This is a genomic window from Pyxidicoccus trucidator (genome assembly GCF_010894435.1).
Lineage (GTDB): Bacteria > Myxococcota > Myxococcia > Myxococcales > Myxococcaceae > Myxococcus > Myxococcus trucidator.
The window spans coordinates 129,329-146,538 of sequence record NZ_JAAIXZ010000008.1 but is presented as its reverse complement, the minus strand read 5'-3'; the positions used below and the strand labels follow the sequence as shown (position 1 = coordinate 146,538).

General features: G+C 72.9%; 11 protein-coding genes. All 11 read right to left on the bottom strand.

Features of this window, described 5'->3' with window-relative positions; all coding sequences use genetic code 11:
• Positions 1-184: 184 nt before the first annotated feature.
• Positions 185-1,672: a DNA alkylation repair protein gene (locus G4D85_RS22960; protein WP_164015448.1), complete on the bottom strand. Its 1,488-nt coding sequence runs from the start codon at positions 1,670-1,672 to the stop codon at positions 185-187.
• 98 nt (positions 1,673-1,770) lie between these two features.
• Positions 1,771-3,480: a hypothetical protein gene (locus tag G4D85_RS22955; RefSeq protein WP_164015446.1), complete on the bottom strand. Its 1,710-nt coding sequence runs from the start codon at positions 3,478-3,480 to the stop codon at positions 1,771-1,773.
• A gap of 828 nt (positions 3,481-4,308) precedes the next feature.
• On the bottom strand, positions 4,309-7,083 hold the full coding sequence (locus tag G4D85_RS22950) for a VWA domain-containing protein (RefSeq protein ID WP_164015444.1): 2,775 nt from the start codon (positions 7,081-7,083) through the stop codon (positions 4,309-4,311).
• A gap of 76 nt (positions 7,084-7,159) precedes the next feature.
• On the bottom strand, positions 7,160-7,750 hold the full coding sequence (locus tag G4D85_RS22945) for a hypothetical protein (RefSeq protein WP_164015442.1): 591 nt from the start codon (positions 7,748-7,750) through the stop codon (positions 7,160-7,162).
• Positions 7,751-7,819: 69 nt separating this feature from the next.
• Complete coding sequence (locus G4D85_RS22940; RefSeq protein WP_164015440.1) at positions 7,820-9,556, bottom strand: BatA domain-containing protein; 1,737 nt, start codon at positions 9,554-9,556, stop codon at positions 7,820-7,822.
• Positions 9,553-10,401: a DUF58 domain-containing protein gene (locus tag G4D85_RS22935; RefSeq protein WP_205525681.1), complete on the bottom strand. Its 849-nt coding sequence runs from the start codon at positions 10,399-10,401 to the stop codon at positions 9,553-9,555. Before G4D85_RS22935 ends, G4D85_RS22940 begins: the two co-directional genes overlap by 4 nt.
• An 8-nt stretch (positions 10,402-10,409) precedes the next feature.
• The gene (locus G4D85_RS22930) at positions 10,410-11,936 is read right to left on the bottom strand and encodes an ABC transporter permease (RefSeq protein WP_205525664.1); all 1,527 of its coding nucleotides are present in this window, start codon (positions 11,934-11,936) and stop codon (positions 10,410-10,412) included.
• The gene (locus G4D85_RS22925) at positions 11,933-12,916 is read right to left on the bottom strand and encodes an ABC transporter ATP-binding protein (protein WP_164015427.1); all 984 of its coding nucleotides are present in this window, start codon (positions 12,914-12,916) and stop codon (positions 11,933-11,935) included. Before G4D85_RS22925 ends, G4D85_RS22930 begins: the two co-directional genes overlap by 4 nt.
• Entirely contained in the window at positions 12,913-14,652 is a 1,740-nt protein-coding gene (locus G4D85_RS22920; protein ID WP_164015425.1) for a hypothetical protein, read from the bottom strand. The genes G4D85_RS22925 and G4D85_RS22920 overlap by 4 nt, the downstream gene beginning before the upstream one ends.
• Complete coding sequence (locus tag G4D85_RS22915; RefSeq protein WP_205525663.1) at positions 14,645-15,643, bottom strand: AAA family ATPase; 999 nt, start codon at positions 15,641-15,643, stop codon at positions 14,645-14,647. Before G4D85_RS22915 ends, G4D85_RS22920 begins: the two co-directional genes overlap by 8 nt.
• A gap of 29 nt (positions 15,644-15,672) precedes the next feature.
• Entirely contained in the window at positions 15,673-17,181 is a 1,509-nt protein-coding gene (locus tag G4D85_RS22910) for a hypothetical protein (protein WP_164015423.1), read from the bottom strand.
• Positions 17,182-17,210 lie beyond the last annotated feature (29 nt).

Below are 17,210 nucleotides of genomic sequence, written 5' to 3'. Positions count from 1 at the left end.
GGCCATCGAGAGCTTCGGTGGCCCGGTGACGTCGAGGACGGCGCGGTGGCGCCGTCACCCGGGACAGGCAGGGCACGGGGCCGGGTCCTCGTGCCGCATCGCTTCGAGCCGCCCCGGCCGCCGCATCAAGAGCGTGGCCGAGCGCGCGCCTTCGCGCCCGTCGTGCTCCGGGCTGGAGCAGGAATCAGGTACGAGGCCGCGCGCTCTTCTTCGCACCAGTCCTGCTCTGGGTCGAAGTCGTCTTCTTCGCGGACGTGGGAGTGGCCTTCTTCGCGCTGGCCCTCTTCGGCGCGGGAGCGGCCCGCTTCACCGTGGCCCTCTTCACCGGGGCGGGTGCGCCGCGCTTCGCGGCGGCCTTCCTGGCCACCGCCGGAGCGCGCTTCGTCACCGCCGCCTTGCGGGCCGGAGAGGCCTTCTTCGCCGCGCCCTTCTTCTTCACGCCCGCGGGAGATCCCTCCGAGGGCCCTTTCTTCTTCGCGCTCAGCGAAGCCTTACCGGCCGCGCCAGCCTTCTTCGCGCTCGTCGGCACCTTGCCTGCCGCGCCGTTCTTCTTCGCGCTCATCTGCGATTTGCCATCCGCGCCGTTCTGCTTCGCGCTCGTCTGCGCCTTGCCCGCCGCGCTGCTCTTCTTGGCGACCGCCTGCGACGTGCCTGCCGCGCCGTTCTGCTTCGCGCTCGCTGCGGCCTTCTTCGCCGCGCCAGCCGCCTTCGCGCCCGCTGCGGCCTTCTTCGCCACGCCAGCCGTCTTCGCGCCTGTCGGGACATTCCGCGCATTGGCGACCACGTTCTTCGCGCCCGCGGCCGCCTTCTTCGCCACGTCGGACACCGCGTCCTGCGCGCTGCTCACGACGCTCCTCGCCTCCGCCATCACATTCTTCGCGCTGGCCACGGCGCTCATCGCGCCCGAGGCCACGTTCTGCGCGCCGGCCGTGGCCTTCGCCGCCATGCCCTTGACGCTGTCCACCGCGTTCTTCGCCAGGGCGGTGGCCTTCGCCACGCCTCCCTCCCTGCGAGCGATGATCCGCTCGATGTACTCCGCCGCGTCCGGCGTCTCGCAGGCGGTGTCGCCGTGGTCGACCTCCACCTTGCCAATGCGCTTCGCCACCTCGAGCGCCGTGTCCCGCAACGCGCCGCCCCGCCCACCAATGGCAATCAGCGCGCTGTTCATCGACTCGCGCACCCGGTTCTGGGCGGAGTGGATGCCCTGCTCGATGCGCGGCAGCCAGACGGAGAGCTCGTCGTCGGCCAGTTGCTCCGTCTTGGTGGCCAGCGCCGCCAGCAACTGCCAGCCCGCGCGGCTCTGCATCTCCCCGGACAGCGGAGCCCACGTCTCCACCGCCTTGCGGGCGTGCTGCGAGCGCAGCGCCACATTGTTGATGAAGACATCCACGAGCGTGTGCCAGTCCAGCGCCCGGGCCCACGCATCCAGGTGCTCCCAGGACATGGAGGCGGCGTCGGCCACCAGGGTCGCCAGCATCCGGGCATCCGCGTTGCCGGTGTCCCACAGCGCCTCGGCGAGGCCGGCATTCGTCTTGATGCGCTTGCGCAGCTTCTCCAGGTCCCCGAGCTTCACGCCGAAGAGGGGCCCCGGCGCGCCGTGACGGAGGAACGTCTTCCGGGTCTGCTCCGAGCCCAACGACTCCAGCTCCCGCATCGTCTCTTGGAGGTCCATGGCGCGAGTCTGCCACGACCGGAGCCGAGGGGAATTGCTCCGGTTCATGCGTGAGGGGTGACACCTCGCGGAGCGACGGGTGCTTCACACATTGGCCCTCAGAACAGGCGCGAGTACGTGGGAGGCAGCCCCGGCCGCGGCGTCCACCGCCGTCCGTCGCGCGGCAGCCAGAGCAGGTGGAACCGGCTCCCCGGCCCCTCGTAGCGCACGGAGTGCTCACCCCGGCTCAGCACGAACTCGGGCTCCGTCACGCGCGCACCGTCGATGAACAGCGCGCCGCGCGAGAGGATGGACTCGGGCTCGACGAAGTAGCGGTCCTCACGCACGGCGAGGAAGCGGGCCTCCAAGGGTCCGCTCCCGGACACCTCGTAGCGCTGGCCCCACAAGGAGAGGTCCCCATCGAGAGGCTGATAGTGCTCGGAGAGGAAGCGCCGCAGCGTGGGAGGCAGACCGGAGGTGCGCAGGTCATCCACGCGCAGCACACACCCGGTGGCCACCAGGGCCTCCGGAACCTCGCGTGCCAGCCTGGCTGCCTCGGAGCCACGCAGGTACGCATCCGTATAGAAGTAGAAGTGCGCGTGCGGACGGCTCACGTAGCCCCCGGAGTTGTCGTAGACGACGTCCTCGGGCCCGGTGAGCGTGGCGATGCGCGCCAGCACCTCGCGCTGCCGGGCATTGCCGTCCCCGTCCAGCAGCGCCTCCAGCCGGAGTCCCTGCACGGCCAGCAGCACCGCCAGCGCCACGGCCCCCGCCACCTGCGCGGGAGGCGAGCGCAGCCACCCGAGCACCTCCACCGCGCCGCGCGCCATGAAGGGGGCGAGCACGCCAAGGAAGGGCAGCAGGCTGTAGGGGAAGGGCGCGCGCTGGAGCGCATACGAGCCGAACGTCGCCGGCACCGCGAGCAGCAGCGGCAGGTCCAAATCACTCCAGCGTGCGCTGCCGGAGCGCCACCACCGGCGCACGGTGGCGACGAAGCCCAGCGCCGCCAGGGTGAAGAGCCACGGCTGCTCCTCCAGTGCGGGCAGCAGGTACTTGTTCGGAGAGAAGCCAGGGTAGTGACGCTGGTGCTCGGAGGCCCAGGCGAAGCACCACCGCCACCACGCCGCCCACGAGCCGCTCACCGTGAGGTACGCAGCCACGGCCGCGAGCACCGTGCCCGCTCCGGCCAGGAAGGCGCGAGGCGTGGACACCAGCGCGGGCGCCCTCCCTCGCCGCAGCACGAGGTCCACGGCGAGCACCACCCCCACGGCGCCGCCGTAGAACAGCACCTTCTGCGAGCCCCACACGGACGCCGCGAGCAGCGCCCCGGCCGCGAAGCCTTTCACCCGCGTGGCGGGACGGGCCGACAGCGTGGCGAGCGCGCCCAGGAACAGCGCGATGGCCAGCGCGTCCGGACGGACCTCCGTGGCGAAGCGCACGAAGGGAGGCAGGGAGAGCAGCAGCACCGGAGCCAGCAGCGCCGCAACCCGGCCCTCGCGCCGGTTGAGCACCGCCACCGCCACACAGGCCCCCGCGAGCGGCACCAGCATGGCGGCCCGCAACGCGAGCACGTTGAGCGGCGCATCCCCCAGCAGGGAGAACAGCGGCGCCAGCACCTGGTAGACGAGCGGGAAGTGGACCTCGAAGAAGTCCCGGTAGGGCACCTGCCCGCGCGACACGAGCCACGCGGCGTGGGCGTACTGGAACTCGTCGATGCTGAAGGCCTTGTGCAGCGCCAGCCGCAGGACCTGGACGCCGAAGCCGCCCAGGGCCACGAAGCCCAGGACGGGCCCGAGCCTCAGGACGCGCGCCCAGGCGGGGTCAATCATGCCCCGGGGCCCTCGCTAATTCTGACCACTAAAGAATATTCCAATTGTGTTGCCCGAAACACACGTCCTGTGTATCTTCCTCTTCGCCCTGTGAGACCCACGGGGAACGGATTACCCGACATCTGTGCTTACCCCTCCCAAGTCTTGGGGTCATCCGTGCCTCACCGCAGGTCGCTCCTCAACTGTGATTCCGCACCCTGAGGCAAGGACGATCCGCACCGTTTCACCGCAGGCCGCCCCTCAACCTGACTCCTCATCTCGACATGGGGCGGCCTGCACCTTTTCACCGCGAGCCGCCCCTCACCTGTGACTCCTCAGCTCGACCAGGGGCGGTCCGCACCTTTTCACCGTAGGCCGCCCCTCACCTGTGACTCCTCAGCTCGACCAGGGGCGGCCTGCACCTTTTCACCGCGAGCCGCCTCCCAGCACGACGCGCATCCAGATTCGGGGCAGCCCGCACCTGGCTTCACCGCGAGCCGCCTCTCAGCCGTGACCCTCTCCAGATTGAGGCGGCTCGCACCTTCATCCCGGACCGCCGACGTCGGGCCGCCCGGCTGATTCAGCCAGCAGACGAGTCCTGCACGACCGGACCTCTCGGCACGCAGCGGGTACGCGGGTACGGCTTCAGGCCCCGGTCCAGCGTTGCGGGGAGGTCCTCGGTCCACCCGGGACAGGTCCCGACTCCACCGTCTTGTGGAACGAACGTTCCTTCCGGGGCAGGGCGGGGCGGGGCGTCTCGTGGAATGAACGTTCCTTCCGGGCGTTGGGCGCTGGGGCTGGGCGTCGGGGGGGGGCTGAGAGGGCCGCTCCGTACCTTCCCTGCCAGTCCTACCGGTCCAGTCGTCGGCGGGACCGGGCACGCGCGGCCTCCAGCGCGGAATCCACACCTCCCTCTTTCGGCTTCGCGGCCTCGCCTTCCGTGTTGGCGGCAATCTCGACTCCGACCTGGGGCTGGCGCTCGGAATCACCCTTCCGCTCCACCGGCGTTGTCACTCGAACGGGAGCTGCCCCCGCGGCCGGCGCTCCAGCGAACGCGGGCTTCGCCGCCGACACCGCGCCCACCTTGCGCACGCGAGGCCCGGAGAGGAAGCGGCGCACGGCCACCTCCGCCAGCAGCACCGCCAGCGCGAGGCCCACCAGCCACGGGGCCAGGGCCAGGCGTCCCTGGGACTCGGGTGCCTCCATGAACAGGCCCGTCATGGAGAGCCGCTCCACCCCGCCGCCCACGGCCGCCACCGCGCGCAGCAATGCCAGTCCCTCCTTCGCGCTGCCCGGCTCGAACTCCGGTGCGTACGGCAGCGTCACCGGCGGCGCGCGCAGCACCCGCGAGCCCAGGCGCACCACGGGGTGCCAGGTGCCGCTGCCCTCCAGCGGATACTCGGCCACCAGCCGGTCCTCGTCCTCCCAGCGCATGGGCCGCTCCACCGGCGCGGAGCGTCCGTCCCCGGGCAGCAGCACCAGCGTGGGCAGCGCGCCCGGCAGCGCCTCACCCGGGGCCAGGTCCAGTGTCACGCGCAGCAGGTGGCCCCGCCGCTCGGAGCGCACCACCGCCTCGCCCACCGGCGCCGAGCCCGCGAGCGTCCAGCGCACCATGGCCTCCAGCGCCGCGCGCAGCGCGGTCCACTGGCGCAATTCGCCCGTGTAGGGCCCGTCCACCTCGGCGGTGAAGGCCACCGTGCGGCCCGCGCCGCGCGGCCACATCGCCAGCACCGGCGCGGCGTTGGTGTCCAGCGTGCGCAGCGCCACGCTGGCCCGGGGCTTGAGGTACGTGAGGTTGTAGCCGCCCACCTGCGGCAGTCCCTGCGGGGACAGGCGGCCCAGCAGCGACAGGTCCGGGGCGCCCTCCATCGAGGCGGGCTCGTCCACGAAGGTGGCGCGCGCCACGGTGAGCGTCTCCTGGCTGAAGATGCGTGGCAGGCTCATCGCATCCTCGGCGAAGTAGATGCGCCCGCCGCCGCGCGTGGCCACCTCCTTCAGCAGGTCCGCGTCCGGGTCCTTCGGCGTGCCCAGGCCGATGACGGACACCGTCACGTCCTTCGCGCGCAGCTCCGCCAGCGTGCGCTGGTAGTCGTCCGGCTCCTCGGAGTCCGCCGCGTCGGAGAACAGCAGGACATGACGGGTGGGCTTCTCGCTGCGGAAGATTTCCCGCCGGCCCGTGCGCAGCGCCTCGCCCACGTAGATGCCGCCACCGCCGCTGAAGCCGCGTGCCACCGCACCCAGGGGAAGCCCGGACTCCACGGGACTGAGCGGGAAGATTTCATGGGTCTCCGTGTCCACCATGTGGACGGAGGCCTCGTCCTTCGGGTTGAGCAGCGTGAGGGCGGCCACCACGCCTTCGGCGGCCAGCTCCATCTTCGTGCGCCCGTCCGGCACGGTGACGCCCATGGAGCACGAGCAGTCCATCAGCACGCTGAGGGCCACGGCCGCGCGGCGCTGCTCCTCGCGCATCTCCAGGGACACGGGCAGCAGCGGCTCCACCGGAGAGCGCCGGTAGCCGCCCTCGCCGAAGCTGGTCCGCCCGCCCGTCATGACGAGCCCGCCACCGGCCTGCTCCACGTACGCCGCCAGCGCGTTGAGCCCCGGCTCGCCCAGCGCATTGGCGTCCACGTTCTCCAGCACCACCGAGCCCACGCCATCCAGGTCATCCAGCGTGAGCCGGAAGGGCGCGCGGACCTCCAGCTGCATACCCGTGGCCGCGAGCGCCTTCGCCAGCGTCCCCCGAGCCTGATTCGTCAGCAGCAGCACGCGCGGCGGGCCCTCCACGCGCAGCACCGCGAGCCCCTTGTCGTTCTCCACCACGCCGTCGCCGGGTGCTTCCACCGTGAGCTGGTAGCGCACGAGGCCCGGCTCCTCCACCAGGTCTCGCAGCGGGAGCACGTTGGGGCCGGGCACGAAGTCGAAGGGGCCCTGCACCAGCACGCGGCCATTGCGCTCCAGGCGCACCGTGCCGGTGACGGCCGCCGACGCCTGCACCACGGCGGAGAACTGGAAGGGCTCACGCACGGCCACGGCGGCGGGCACGTCCAGCGAGACGACGGCCACGTCGAGCGGAGGCTCGGGCCGGGCGACCTGGCGCCAGTCCACGGCGAGCCCTCGCGCCGCCAGCCTCCGCGCCGCGCCGCGCGCGTCCACGCCGGTGGCGCGTCCGTCTGACAGCACCAGCACCCGGCCGGTGCGCTCATCGGGGATGAGGCCCCCCGCGGCGTCCAGCGCGGCCGACAAGTCGGAGGCCTCCACGTCGACGGGACGGGTGAAGCCGCCGAAGCGGCCGGTGGCGGACAGTGCATGCTCCACTCGCGGCTCGCGGCCGAAGGTGATGACGCCGACGCGGTCTCCCGGGCGCCGCTGGGCTTCCAGCAGGGTGATGAGCTCCTGCGCGGTGCGGTCCACGTCCCGGGGCATGGAGGCGGAGCGGTCCACCACCACCACCACGTCGCTGCCCGCGTCCGCCAGCCGCAGCTCCGGCCCGGCCAGCGCGCCCACCGCGAGCACGAGCAGCGCGGCCCGCAGCCACATGGGCGGGCCGGGCCGGCGGCCGTACTTCCAGAGGAACAGGCCCAGGGGCAGGAGCAGCACCCACGCCTGGGGGAGGGAGAAGGTCATCAGCGTGGGAGCCTAGCGCCTTGCGGGAAGGGTTTCCGGAGCGCCCGGCGCCAGAGCCTGTCTGGATGGCAGGGATTCAAGGTCGGGACAGCTCCCGGAGGGAATGGAGCAGGAGCCGCCCAATCTCCGCGTCGGGGTACGACAGCTCGAGCGCGAAGGCGTCCTCGCCCAGCGTCTTCTCGGCGAGCTGCTCACACAGCGCCTCCGACTCGCACTCGATGACCTCTCCAGGCCCGAGGTTGAAGCCCTCGGGAGTCCGCACGAGGAGGTCGTCGGCGTAGACGCCGGGCGGTGCGTCCCAGAACCGCATCTCGAAGCGGCCGCCCGGCTCCACCGGGTGTGTCTCCAGGACCCTCATGAAGTGGTAGCCCACGCTGGGGGCATCCTCCATGCCGCCGGTGTCGTATTGCACCACCTTGACTTCGACGAGCTGCTCCACGCCCCAGCGAAAGGTGAAGCCGCCCTTCGCGAAGGCGCCGGGGGAGAAGTTCCGCGTGGTGGACAGGTCCTTCCCGTCCTCGACGCCCACCAGCGTCAGCTGGATGCTGCACTCGTTACAGTTTGCCTTCCCCGGCTCCAGATACGGAGCAAGGCGGTAGGTCCGCACCTCGCTGTCATTGCATCCAGCAACGGCCAGCATTCCCAACACCAGAGCCCATCGAAGCACGTGGACCTCCTCTTGGAGACCTTCACCATCACCGCGCCCGGTCCGGCCGCCAGGACACCGTGGTTCCTGTCATACCCTCCGCGTGACGTAGAAGTCCGCCACCAGCGCGGCGAGCAGCAGCACCAGGGGCCAGCGTGAACGGCCCGGTGCTCCTCGCTCGTCGTCCTCACCGGACTCGCGCGCCGGCACGTCCGCGCTGCCCCGCCCGCGCAGGTCCGACTCGCGCGCGTCCAGCGCCAGCACCTCCGCCGTATCCACCTCGTCACCCTCGCGCTCCAGCACGTAGCGACCGGGGCCTGAGGGAGGCGGCAGGTCCACCGCTCCGGCGCCGAAGACGGGGCGGCTTCCTCCCGGGCCCACCAGCGTGTAGCGCGCACCGGGCACCGTCACCACGGGCAGGGGCTCACCCAGGGTGAGCTGCCGTCGGGGAAAGCCCTCGCGCGTGCGCCGAGACTCGCGCACCAGGTTGCCCAGCAGCACAGGCCAGGCCGACACGCGCTGCACGTTGGAGCGCGTCAGGTCCACGTTGAGGTGCAGCCGGCCACCCTCCTCCTCGGACACCAGCACTGCGTCACCCGCCGTCACCAGCGGACGCCCCGGAGGATTGTCGCCCGCCGTCCACCGCACGCCCGCGAGCTGCACGTCATCCAGCAGCGGGTGCCCCTTCTCCGAGAAGAACGGCCCCACGAAGGTGCGCAGCTTCCCCGCCGCCCCCACCGTCATCCGCGCGTCCGTCCCCCGAGGGCCGACGAGCAGCAGCTCCTCCTCGGGCGTGCCCTCCTTCGCGCCCCGGTCTACTTCGGGCGCCACCGCGAGGAAGCGCTCCACGGCCTGACGCTCGGGAGCGCCCAGTCCCTCCGCCAGCCCCACCGCCACCGGACGGCCAGGCGCGGGCGGCAGGCGCACGCGTCCATCCTCGGGCAGCGCGTCGTCCGGCAGAGAGACTTCCACGTCTCCCGCCCCCTGGAAGGTGAGGCGCACGGTGGCGGTGCCCTCGTCCGGCAGGCGCACCCGCTCCACGCGCTCGGTGCCCGCCTTCGCGCCGGGGCCGGGCAGCGCGCGCACCCGCGCCTCCACCTCCTGTGGCCCCGCGCCGAAGCGGGCCACCCGCAGCGTCACCGTGGCCGTGGCGCCCTCGTCCCGCCGCTGCGCGGAGACGAGCGCCACGTTGTCGCGCCCCGTCCCGAGCGCCAGCCACCGCACCGAGGCCGGCACGAGGTCCGCGCTCTCGGGAGCCACGTCGGTGAGGAACACCACGCGCCGCCCCGCCCCGGCCAGCTCCTGCGCCCAGATGAGCGTGGGCATGGAGTCGTGGTCCGCGCCGAGCGCCTGGAAGGACTCCAGCGCCGCGAGCGCACGGGACGGCTCCGCCTCCGGCCCCGCCAGCACGCGCGGCGCGATACCGGTCGCCAGCACCGTCACCTGCGTGGCGCCCACCTCCTCCACCTGCTTCGCGGCTTCGCGGCGCGCCTGCTCCAGCACCGTGACTCCGTCCGGGCCCCGCGCGGACATGGAGAGGCTGCCGTCCACCACGAGCACCAGGTGCCGCGTCCGTGCCGTCTCTCCGAACCGCACGTCCGCGAGGAACAGCGCCGCGGCAATCACCGCCAGCGCCTCCAGCAGCAGTGATGACTCGCGCGTGAAGCGCTCGAAGCGAGGGCCCGCCTCGGCGCGAGGACGCGGCGTGCGCCACAGGAACAGCGCGCTCACCACCACGGGCTTCTGCCTGCGTCGAAGGAAGTACGCGGCGACGAGCGGCGCCAGGGCGCCCAGCGCGAGCAGCCCCCACGGGAAGCCGAAGCTCACGCGCCACCGCCCGCGAGGAACAGGGGCCGGAGCGGCCCGGCCACCAGCGCGGAGAGCGACTCGGAGGCAGGCGCCGTCACCAGCGTCCCCCGCGCCCGCACCGCCGCCGCCCTCAAGCCCCGCTGGTGCTCCGCGAACCGGCGCGAGTACGCGGCCAACACGTCCTCCGTCAGCAGCTCCTCCAGCGCCGCGCCACTCTCCGCATCCACCAGTCGCGCGCCCTCTCCGCCCGAGGGGTCCAGGTCCTCCGCGTCCAGCACCTGCGCCAGGAAGAGCCCCGCCGCCCCGCGAGACAGCCGCGAGCACAGCGCCGGCAGGTCCGCCTCGAACAGGAAGTCGCTCACCACCACGCGCAGGCCGCACGGACGCAGCGGAGGCAGCCGCCCCAGCGAGGCCGACAGGTCATCCCGCGCCTCGAAGTCCGCGGCCTGCAGCGCGGCCCGGCACGCCGTGCCCTGCGCCCGCTCGGGCCTCACGCCCGCCACCAGCAGCGTGGGCGCCAGTCCCTGCCGCGCCGCCACCTCCGCCGTGAGCAGCGCCAGCTCGCGCGCGCACGCGGCCTTGCGCGGAGACAGCGCCATGGAGCGGGAGCCGTCCAGCACCACCTCCACGCGCGGGGACACCTCGTCCTGGCGAATCCGGAGGATGAGCTCCCCCGTGCGAGCCACCGCGTTCCAGTCCACCTGCCGCAGGTCATCGCCCGGCTGGTACGTGCGGAAGTCGTGCAGCTCCAGCGAGCTGCCCGCGGACGTGGCACGCACCTCGCCCACCCGGCCCCGGTGGGGCACCCGGGGCAGCGCCAGGGCCAGCCCCGGCACCAGCCGCGCGACGGCCGCCTCGTCCATCCTCGCGCTCACGAGGCGTGGGCCCGCTTCTCGCGCTCGGCGAGCACCCGGTCCGCGGCGAAGGCGGACAGCCCCGCCACCCCCACCAGGAAGCCCAGCAGCGCCCACGTCAGCTTCGGCCCCTCCGACGCATAGTCGTGCGAGCCGAAGTTGACGAGGCCCACCACGGGGTTGAGCAGGTTCAGGAGCTCGTCACCCGCGTCCAGGTTCAGCAGCACGGCCGCCAGCGGAGGCAGCGCCGACGCAAGGCCCACCGACGCCACGAAGAGCAGGCGCAACGCCACCGGCGAGGACAGCCGGTCCGAGCGGCCCATCCGCCCCAACAGCACCGCCACCGACAGGAAGAGGATGCCGTACGCGGGCGCCGCCGCCGTTGCCATCCGCATCGACTCGCGGCGCAGCGGGACGTCCAGGGACAGGAACTCCAGCCCCACGCACAGCAGCCCCCAGGCCACCAGCAACAGCACCACCAGCCGGAAGCCCCGCAGCGCCCCCGGGCGCAGCAGCGACCAGGGCCGGGTGGACGCGCGCAGCCGCCGCGCCTGGCCGTCCACGTCGGTGACGACGAAGAGCCCCACGGCGACGAGGTGCAGCGCGCCCATGATGCCGAACACCTCAGGGATGACGTGCTCGCGGCCCTCCACCCACCACCCGCCCACACCGCAGAGCGCGGCCACCAGGAACTGCACCACCAGCGCGCGGCGGACTCCTCGCGTGTAGTCCTCCGTGGGCAGCGCCAGCCGGGCCGCGGCCGCCTCGAAGAGTAGCCACCCGTCGGACAGCATCAGCAGCAGCGAGACTCCCGCCACGTAGAGGAAGTCGTCGTTGCGCAGCAGCCGGTCCCCGTCGTCGCTCACGACGAACGCAGCCACCAGTCCCTGCACCAGCGCGGTGCCCAGCACGGCCAGGAGCGCGAAGTGGATGAAGGCACGTCCCAGGCGCCCGTCCGCCAGCGTCGCCGCGCACACCCCTACCACGGTGAGGAAGACGAGCCACGCCGCCCCCAGCACCAGGATGATGAGGATGGTGGGCAGGGCGATGCCGTTGAGGAAGTAGCTGAAGAGGAGGAAGGGCCCCACCGCGGAGGCATACAGGGCCGCCTGCACCAGGTACGACGTCACCTTGCCGCGGAGGATGCGACGGGGCCCCAGGCCGGTGAGCACCAGCAGCACCCACGTCTCGTCCTCCCGCTCCCGGGCCAGCGAGCGATAGGCGTTGTAGGGGATGACGAAGAAGTGCACCACGCCCAGGCAGAAGAAGAAGGAGTAGAAGAAGCCCTGGCCATGGCGGGCGAAGGCCGCCTCGCGAGTCTCGACGTAGGCGATGAGCGACAGCACCAGGCACGCCAGCAGCATCAGCCCGAAGCACACCCAGAAGACGCGCGTGCGCAGGCCCTGGCGGACCTCCTTCACCACCAACGGGTTGAGCCGGTCGCCCCAGCGCTCCCACCACGGGGCCGACGCCACCGCGCCCGCCGCCGTGGACGCCACCGTCTCCGGGGCCGCGCTCGCGGCCGGGTCGATGGGCGTGCTCACGCCACCCTCCCCTTCGTCACTGTCATGAACGCATCCTCGAGGTTCCGCTCCCGGGCGTTGAACGCGCACACCGGCAGGCCCGCGGACACCAGCGCCGCCAGCAGCACGGCCGCCGCCGCGTCCACCTGCGCGGGCCCGGTGCCCGCCTCCAGCTCCAGCCGCACGCGCAGCGCCTCACCCTCGCGGGCCACGTGCGCCACCCGGGGCTGCTCCAGCAGCAGCCGCTCCGCTCGCGCCCAGATGGCGTCGCCCTCCACGCCGGCCGCCAGCCGCACCGTCAGCTCCGGGGCCACGGTGGCGCCCCCGCCCTGCCGGAGGATGTCCTCCACCTTGCCCGTGGCCAGCAGGCGCCCTTGCTCGATGATGGCGCACGTGTCGCAGATTTCGGCCAGCTCCGTGAGGATGTGACTGGAGATGATGACCGCCTTGCCCTGGTCCGCCAGCGCGCGCAGCAGCTCGCGCAGCTCGATGCGGGCGCGCGGGTCCAGGCCGTCGGCGGGCTCGTCCAGCAGCAACAGCCGCGGGTCGTGCAGCAGCGTGCGCCCCAGCGCCACGCGCTGCCGCATGCCCTTGGACAGCGCCGTGGTGAGCCGGTCCGCCAGCGGGGTGAGGCCGGTGAACTCCATGACGGAGTCCACCCGCTGCCGGCGCTGGGGCCCCTTCAGCCCGTAGGCGCGCGCGAAGAAGTCGAGGAACTCGAAGACGGTGACGTCATCGTAGGTGCCGTACCGGTCCGGCATGTAGCCGATGAGCGGCCGGGCCCGGTCCGGCGCATCCACCAGCGAGTGCCCGTCCAGCAGCACCTCGCCGGAGGTGGGCACGTCCAGCGTGGCGATGATGCGCAGCGTGGTGCTCTTCCCCGCGCCGTTGGGGCCGATGAAGCCCAGGATGCTGCCGGCCTCCAGTTGGAAGGACACTTCATCCACCGCGCGCAGCGTGCCGAAGTCACGCCGCAGCCCCTTCACCTCCAGCAGACTCATGGCCTCGCCTCCACCACCTGGCCCCGCACCAGGTGCACGCCGGCATCCAGCTCCACCTTCAGCGTCGCGGTGGGCGTCATGCCCCGTCCGCCGGTGCGCACGAGGAAGCCTCCCTCGGGCAGGTCGGAACGGAAGCGCGTCTTGTCCTTCAGGAGCCGCGCGTACAGCCCTTCTCCCAGATTGCGGAGCAGGTCATCCGAGGGCACGGGCACCTCCGCCTCCGGCACCGGCCCTCCCAGCGTCCCCTCCGCGCCGTCCTCCAGCGCGGGCAGCCGGTAGTGCACGCCGCCCCGCTTCAGGTAGCCGTCCTCCAGCGCCGTCCCCAGCGCGTTCTGCACCCGGAGCGCGCCACCTTCGTCCCGCACCACCAGCCGTGCGCGCGAAGGCAGCACGGCCACCTCGCCCCACTCCCGGTAGGTGCGCGGCGGCAGGAAGCCGTCGGTCACCGTCAGGCCCTCCGTCCAGTCCAGGTCCGCCGGTGCTTCGTCGCTGCCATCCGGCGGCAGCAGCGTGCTGGAGGCGGGGAGCTTCACCGCGTCCGGCGGCAGGTTGGCGTACCAGGCCGCCACGCCGAGCGTCACCGCGCGGGAGCGCTCGCCATCCAACCACGTGAGGCTGTAGCGCGCGGCGTGGACGGAGAAGCCATCCACCAGCACCGACCAGGCGACGAGGGCCAGGCACGTGACGAGCGACACCAGCGGCACCGCCACGAGCACCGACACCGGCCCCCTGCGCCGGGCCAGCATCAGCCCTCCCGGGCCCACCGCCAGCGTGAAGGCGAAGATGAGGAGGAGGAAGCGGCCCACGGGAGCGCGGGCATTGGACAGCAGGGGCTGCTCTCCCCCCTGGAGCGCGTTGCCCCGCTCCCAGCGCGGCGGCGGGCCGATGGGAGTCACCGGCCCCCCGCTGATGTCCGACAGCAGGCCGGTGAGCAGCGGGCCACAGGCCGCCGACGCGCTGCACTGGCTCACACTTCCGAAGCCGTACAGCTTCGGCAGGGAGGACGCACCGTCGGGCAGCAGCGGCAGGCGCTCCTTCACGTCACGAGGCGTGCGCGTGAGGAGGAGCCGGCCTCCGGAGGCGGCGTACGCCTCCAGCACGGCCCACACGTCCGCGGGCACCTGGGTGGCATCCCCGGCGATGACCACCGCGGAGTAGCCCACGTACGCGGAGAGCTCGCGCGGGGCGTCGCGCTCCTCGACGAAGCGGACGGCGAAGAGCGGCTCCTGCTCCTCCTGCGTCTCCTGCATGCCGAGGCCCGCCTCGAAGTCCTTCGCCGTGCCCAGCACCAGCACGGACGCCTCGCCTCCGTCGTCCAGGTACATGGGCTGGACCATCCGCTCCAGCCCGGAAGCGTCCACCGTGAGGTTGCCGGCCTGCAGCACCGCGGGGACGGGCAGCCAGGCCACGACACGACTGAGAGGCCCCACCTCCAAGGTGCGCTGGGAGGTGCGCGCGCCCGTGCCGTAGTGGCCCTGGAACGACAGCCGGACCTGGAGCGGCCTCGGACCGCTGTTCTGGAGCACCACCTCCAGCGGCGTGTAGCCCCGCGGAGGCTTCAGCATCCCGGTGCGGACGGAGGCGCGCAGGGGCCCCGCATTCAGCGCTTCCATCTTCCCCGTGGCATTCCGGTAGCCCGCGCGGACCCGCTCCTCGAGGGCTGGAACGGACGAGGCGGAGACGCGCGAGGCCCCGAGCAGCACGAGGAGCAGCGCGACCGGCAGGGCGCTACGCACGGGGCACCTCGGGCACGGCCTGCAGGAGGGCTCGCACCACGTCGGGCGCGGTGACCTTCTCCAGCGACGCCTCGTAGGCGAGCACCAGGCGGTGGTTGAGGGCGGCGGGCGCGGTGGCCACCACGTCGTCGAAGCCCACGTTGGGACGGCCGTGCAGCAGGGCCAGGGCACGTCCGGAGGCCGCAATCGCGAGCGCCGCGCGAGGGCTGGCGCCATAGCGCACGAAGCGGCGCACCGCGTCCGGAGCAGACGGCTGCCGTGGGTCGCTGGCCTCCACCAGCCGGCCGATGAAGTCCGCGACGGGGCCGGGCAGGTGCACGCGGTCCACCGCGGTGAACAGGCGCGCGAGGCCGCTCGCGTCCAGCACGGGGGACAGGTCCGGCGGGGTGCCGCGCACGCGCGTGGTGAGCAGCGTGCGCAGCGTCTTCGCGCCCACGGGAGGCACCTGGATGCGGAACATGAAGCGGTCCAGCTGCGCCTCGGGCAGCGGATAGGTGCCCTCCAGCTCGATGGGGTTCTGCGTGGCGAGCACGAAGAACGGGTCCGGCAGCGAGCGCGTGTGGCCGAGCACCGTCACGCTGCGCTCCTGCATGGCCTCCAGCAGCGCGGACTGCGTCTTGGGGCTGGAGCGGTTGATTTCGTCCGCGAGCACGAGGCTGGCGAAGAGGGGGCCCTCGCGGAAGACGAAGTCCCGGCGGCCCTCGCCTTCGAGCACGTAGGTGCCGGTGATGTCGCCGGGGAGCAGGTCGGGGGTGAATTGGATGCGGCGGAAGGGCAGCGCGAGCAGCCGCGCCAGCGCCTTGCACAGCTCCGTCTTGCCCAGGCCGGGCAGGCCCTCGAGCAGCACGTGCCCGCGCGCGAGCACGGCCACCACCACCTGCTCGACGACGGCTTCCTGGTCGAGCAGCACCGTGTTCAGCCCGTCCTTGAGCCGTGCCGCCACCTCCGCCGCACCCTGCGCCTCGACGGGACTGAGAAGCTCCGCTGCCACGTGTTCACCCCTTCTGGACGACTCCCCGACTACTCGCCCCCAAAGTACCGCTTCACCAGGTCGCGGTTGCGAGGCAGCAGCGGCGCCGCACCGGGCCCCGCCGTCGCATCACCCTGTGCGCTGGTGCCCTGCGCTCCCGATGGCCCCGCCGGACCCGCGCGCCGCTCCGGGTCCGCGGCCTTGAGGCCCCACAACTCCTCGGCCTCGTCGCCGCCCTTGCCCTGCGGCAGCGGCTCGAACGCGAGCCGCTCCGGGTCCATCGCCGCCTCGTCACCGAAGACGAGCGGCTGACTCTCTCCCCCGCGCCCCGCGCCCGCGCCCTTGCCGACGCCCCGGCTCGCATGGCCCCGTCCGGAGCCCTCCCCCTCCCCCTCCCCCTCCCCGTCCGAGCCGGAGCCGTTGCGCCCCTTGCCGGACTGCCCCTTCTGTCCCTGGCCGGAGCCCTGCTGGGCCTGGGCCTCGGAGCTGTTGCCCTTCTGGGGGTCGAAGCGATTCTCCAGCGCCTGTCGCCGTCGCTCCAGTGACTGGCGGAGGTTGGCGATCTGGTCCGGAGCGCCGGACGCCTGCGAGCGGGCCCGCGCGGCGGCGGACTGCTGTCCCTGCTGACCTTGCTGGCCTTGTTGCCCTTGTCCCTGCTGGGCCTGGGCCTGCTGGCCCTGCTGGGGCGTCCCCTCCTCGCCACCCTGCTGGCCCTGCGTCCCCGTGTCGCCGCTGCCATCCGTGGGTGCGTTGGAGTCTCCGCCGCTCAGCTCCATCAGCGCGCGCTCCAGTTCCTCGCGCTCGCGGGAGGCAGCCTCGGCGCCACCGGCGGCGCCGAGTGCATCTTCGAGCTCGCGCGCGGCCTCGGCGGCGCGGGACAGCTCGGCGGCGGCTTCGGCGGCCTTCTCCGCAAGCCGCTTCTCCATCGCATCGGCGGCCTCCCAGTCGCCCGAGTCGAAGCGGCCATCAGCCACCTCCTCGGCCAGCCGGCGCAGCTCGTCCTGGACGGCCTCCTCCAGCACCTCCTCCTTCGCGAGCGCCTCCGCCTGGGCCTGCACGGCGGCGACCTTCGCGGCGGCAGCGGCATTGGCGGGGCGTACGCGCGGGGCGGGCAGCGGCAGGAGGAAGCCGGCCACACCGAAGAGCACCGCGCCCAGCAGCGCGCCCACGGGACGGCGCCACCGAAGCTCGGGGGACTTCACCGCGCTGGCGAGCTGGTTGACGGTGAGCTCCCACTCCCCGACGGGCCGCTCCAGGCGCGTGAGCAGCAGGCCCCCCGCGTTGGCCGAGCGGTCCGCGAGCACGGCGGCATGCTCCAGCGAGACGCCGCGCGAGCGAGCGCGCAAGAACCACCATGCGAGGCCGGCGGCCAGCAGGGGCGGCAGGGCCCACACAACGGCGCCGCGAAGGAGCAGCCGAGCAAGCACGCACGCGGTGGCGGTGGCCCACACCGGAGCCAGGCCTGCGTCGGCCCAGGCCACGGCATTGAGACGCCGCTGCACACGCCGGACGGGCGCGAGCACCAGGGCCTGGAAGCGGCGTTCTTGGCTGGCAGCCATGTAGGGGAAGGAGTGTCGGACACTCGGCC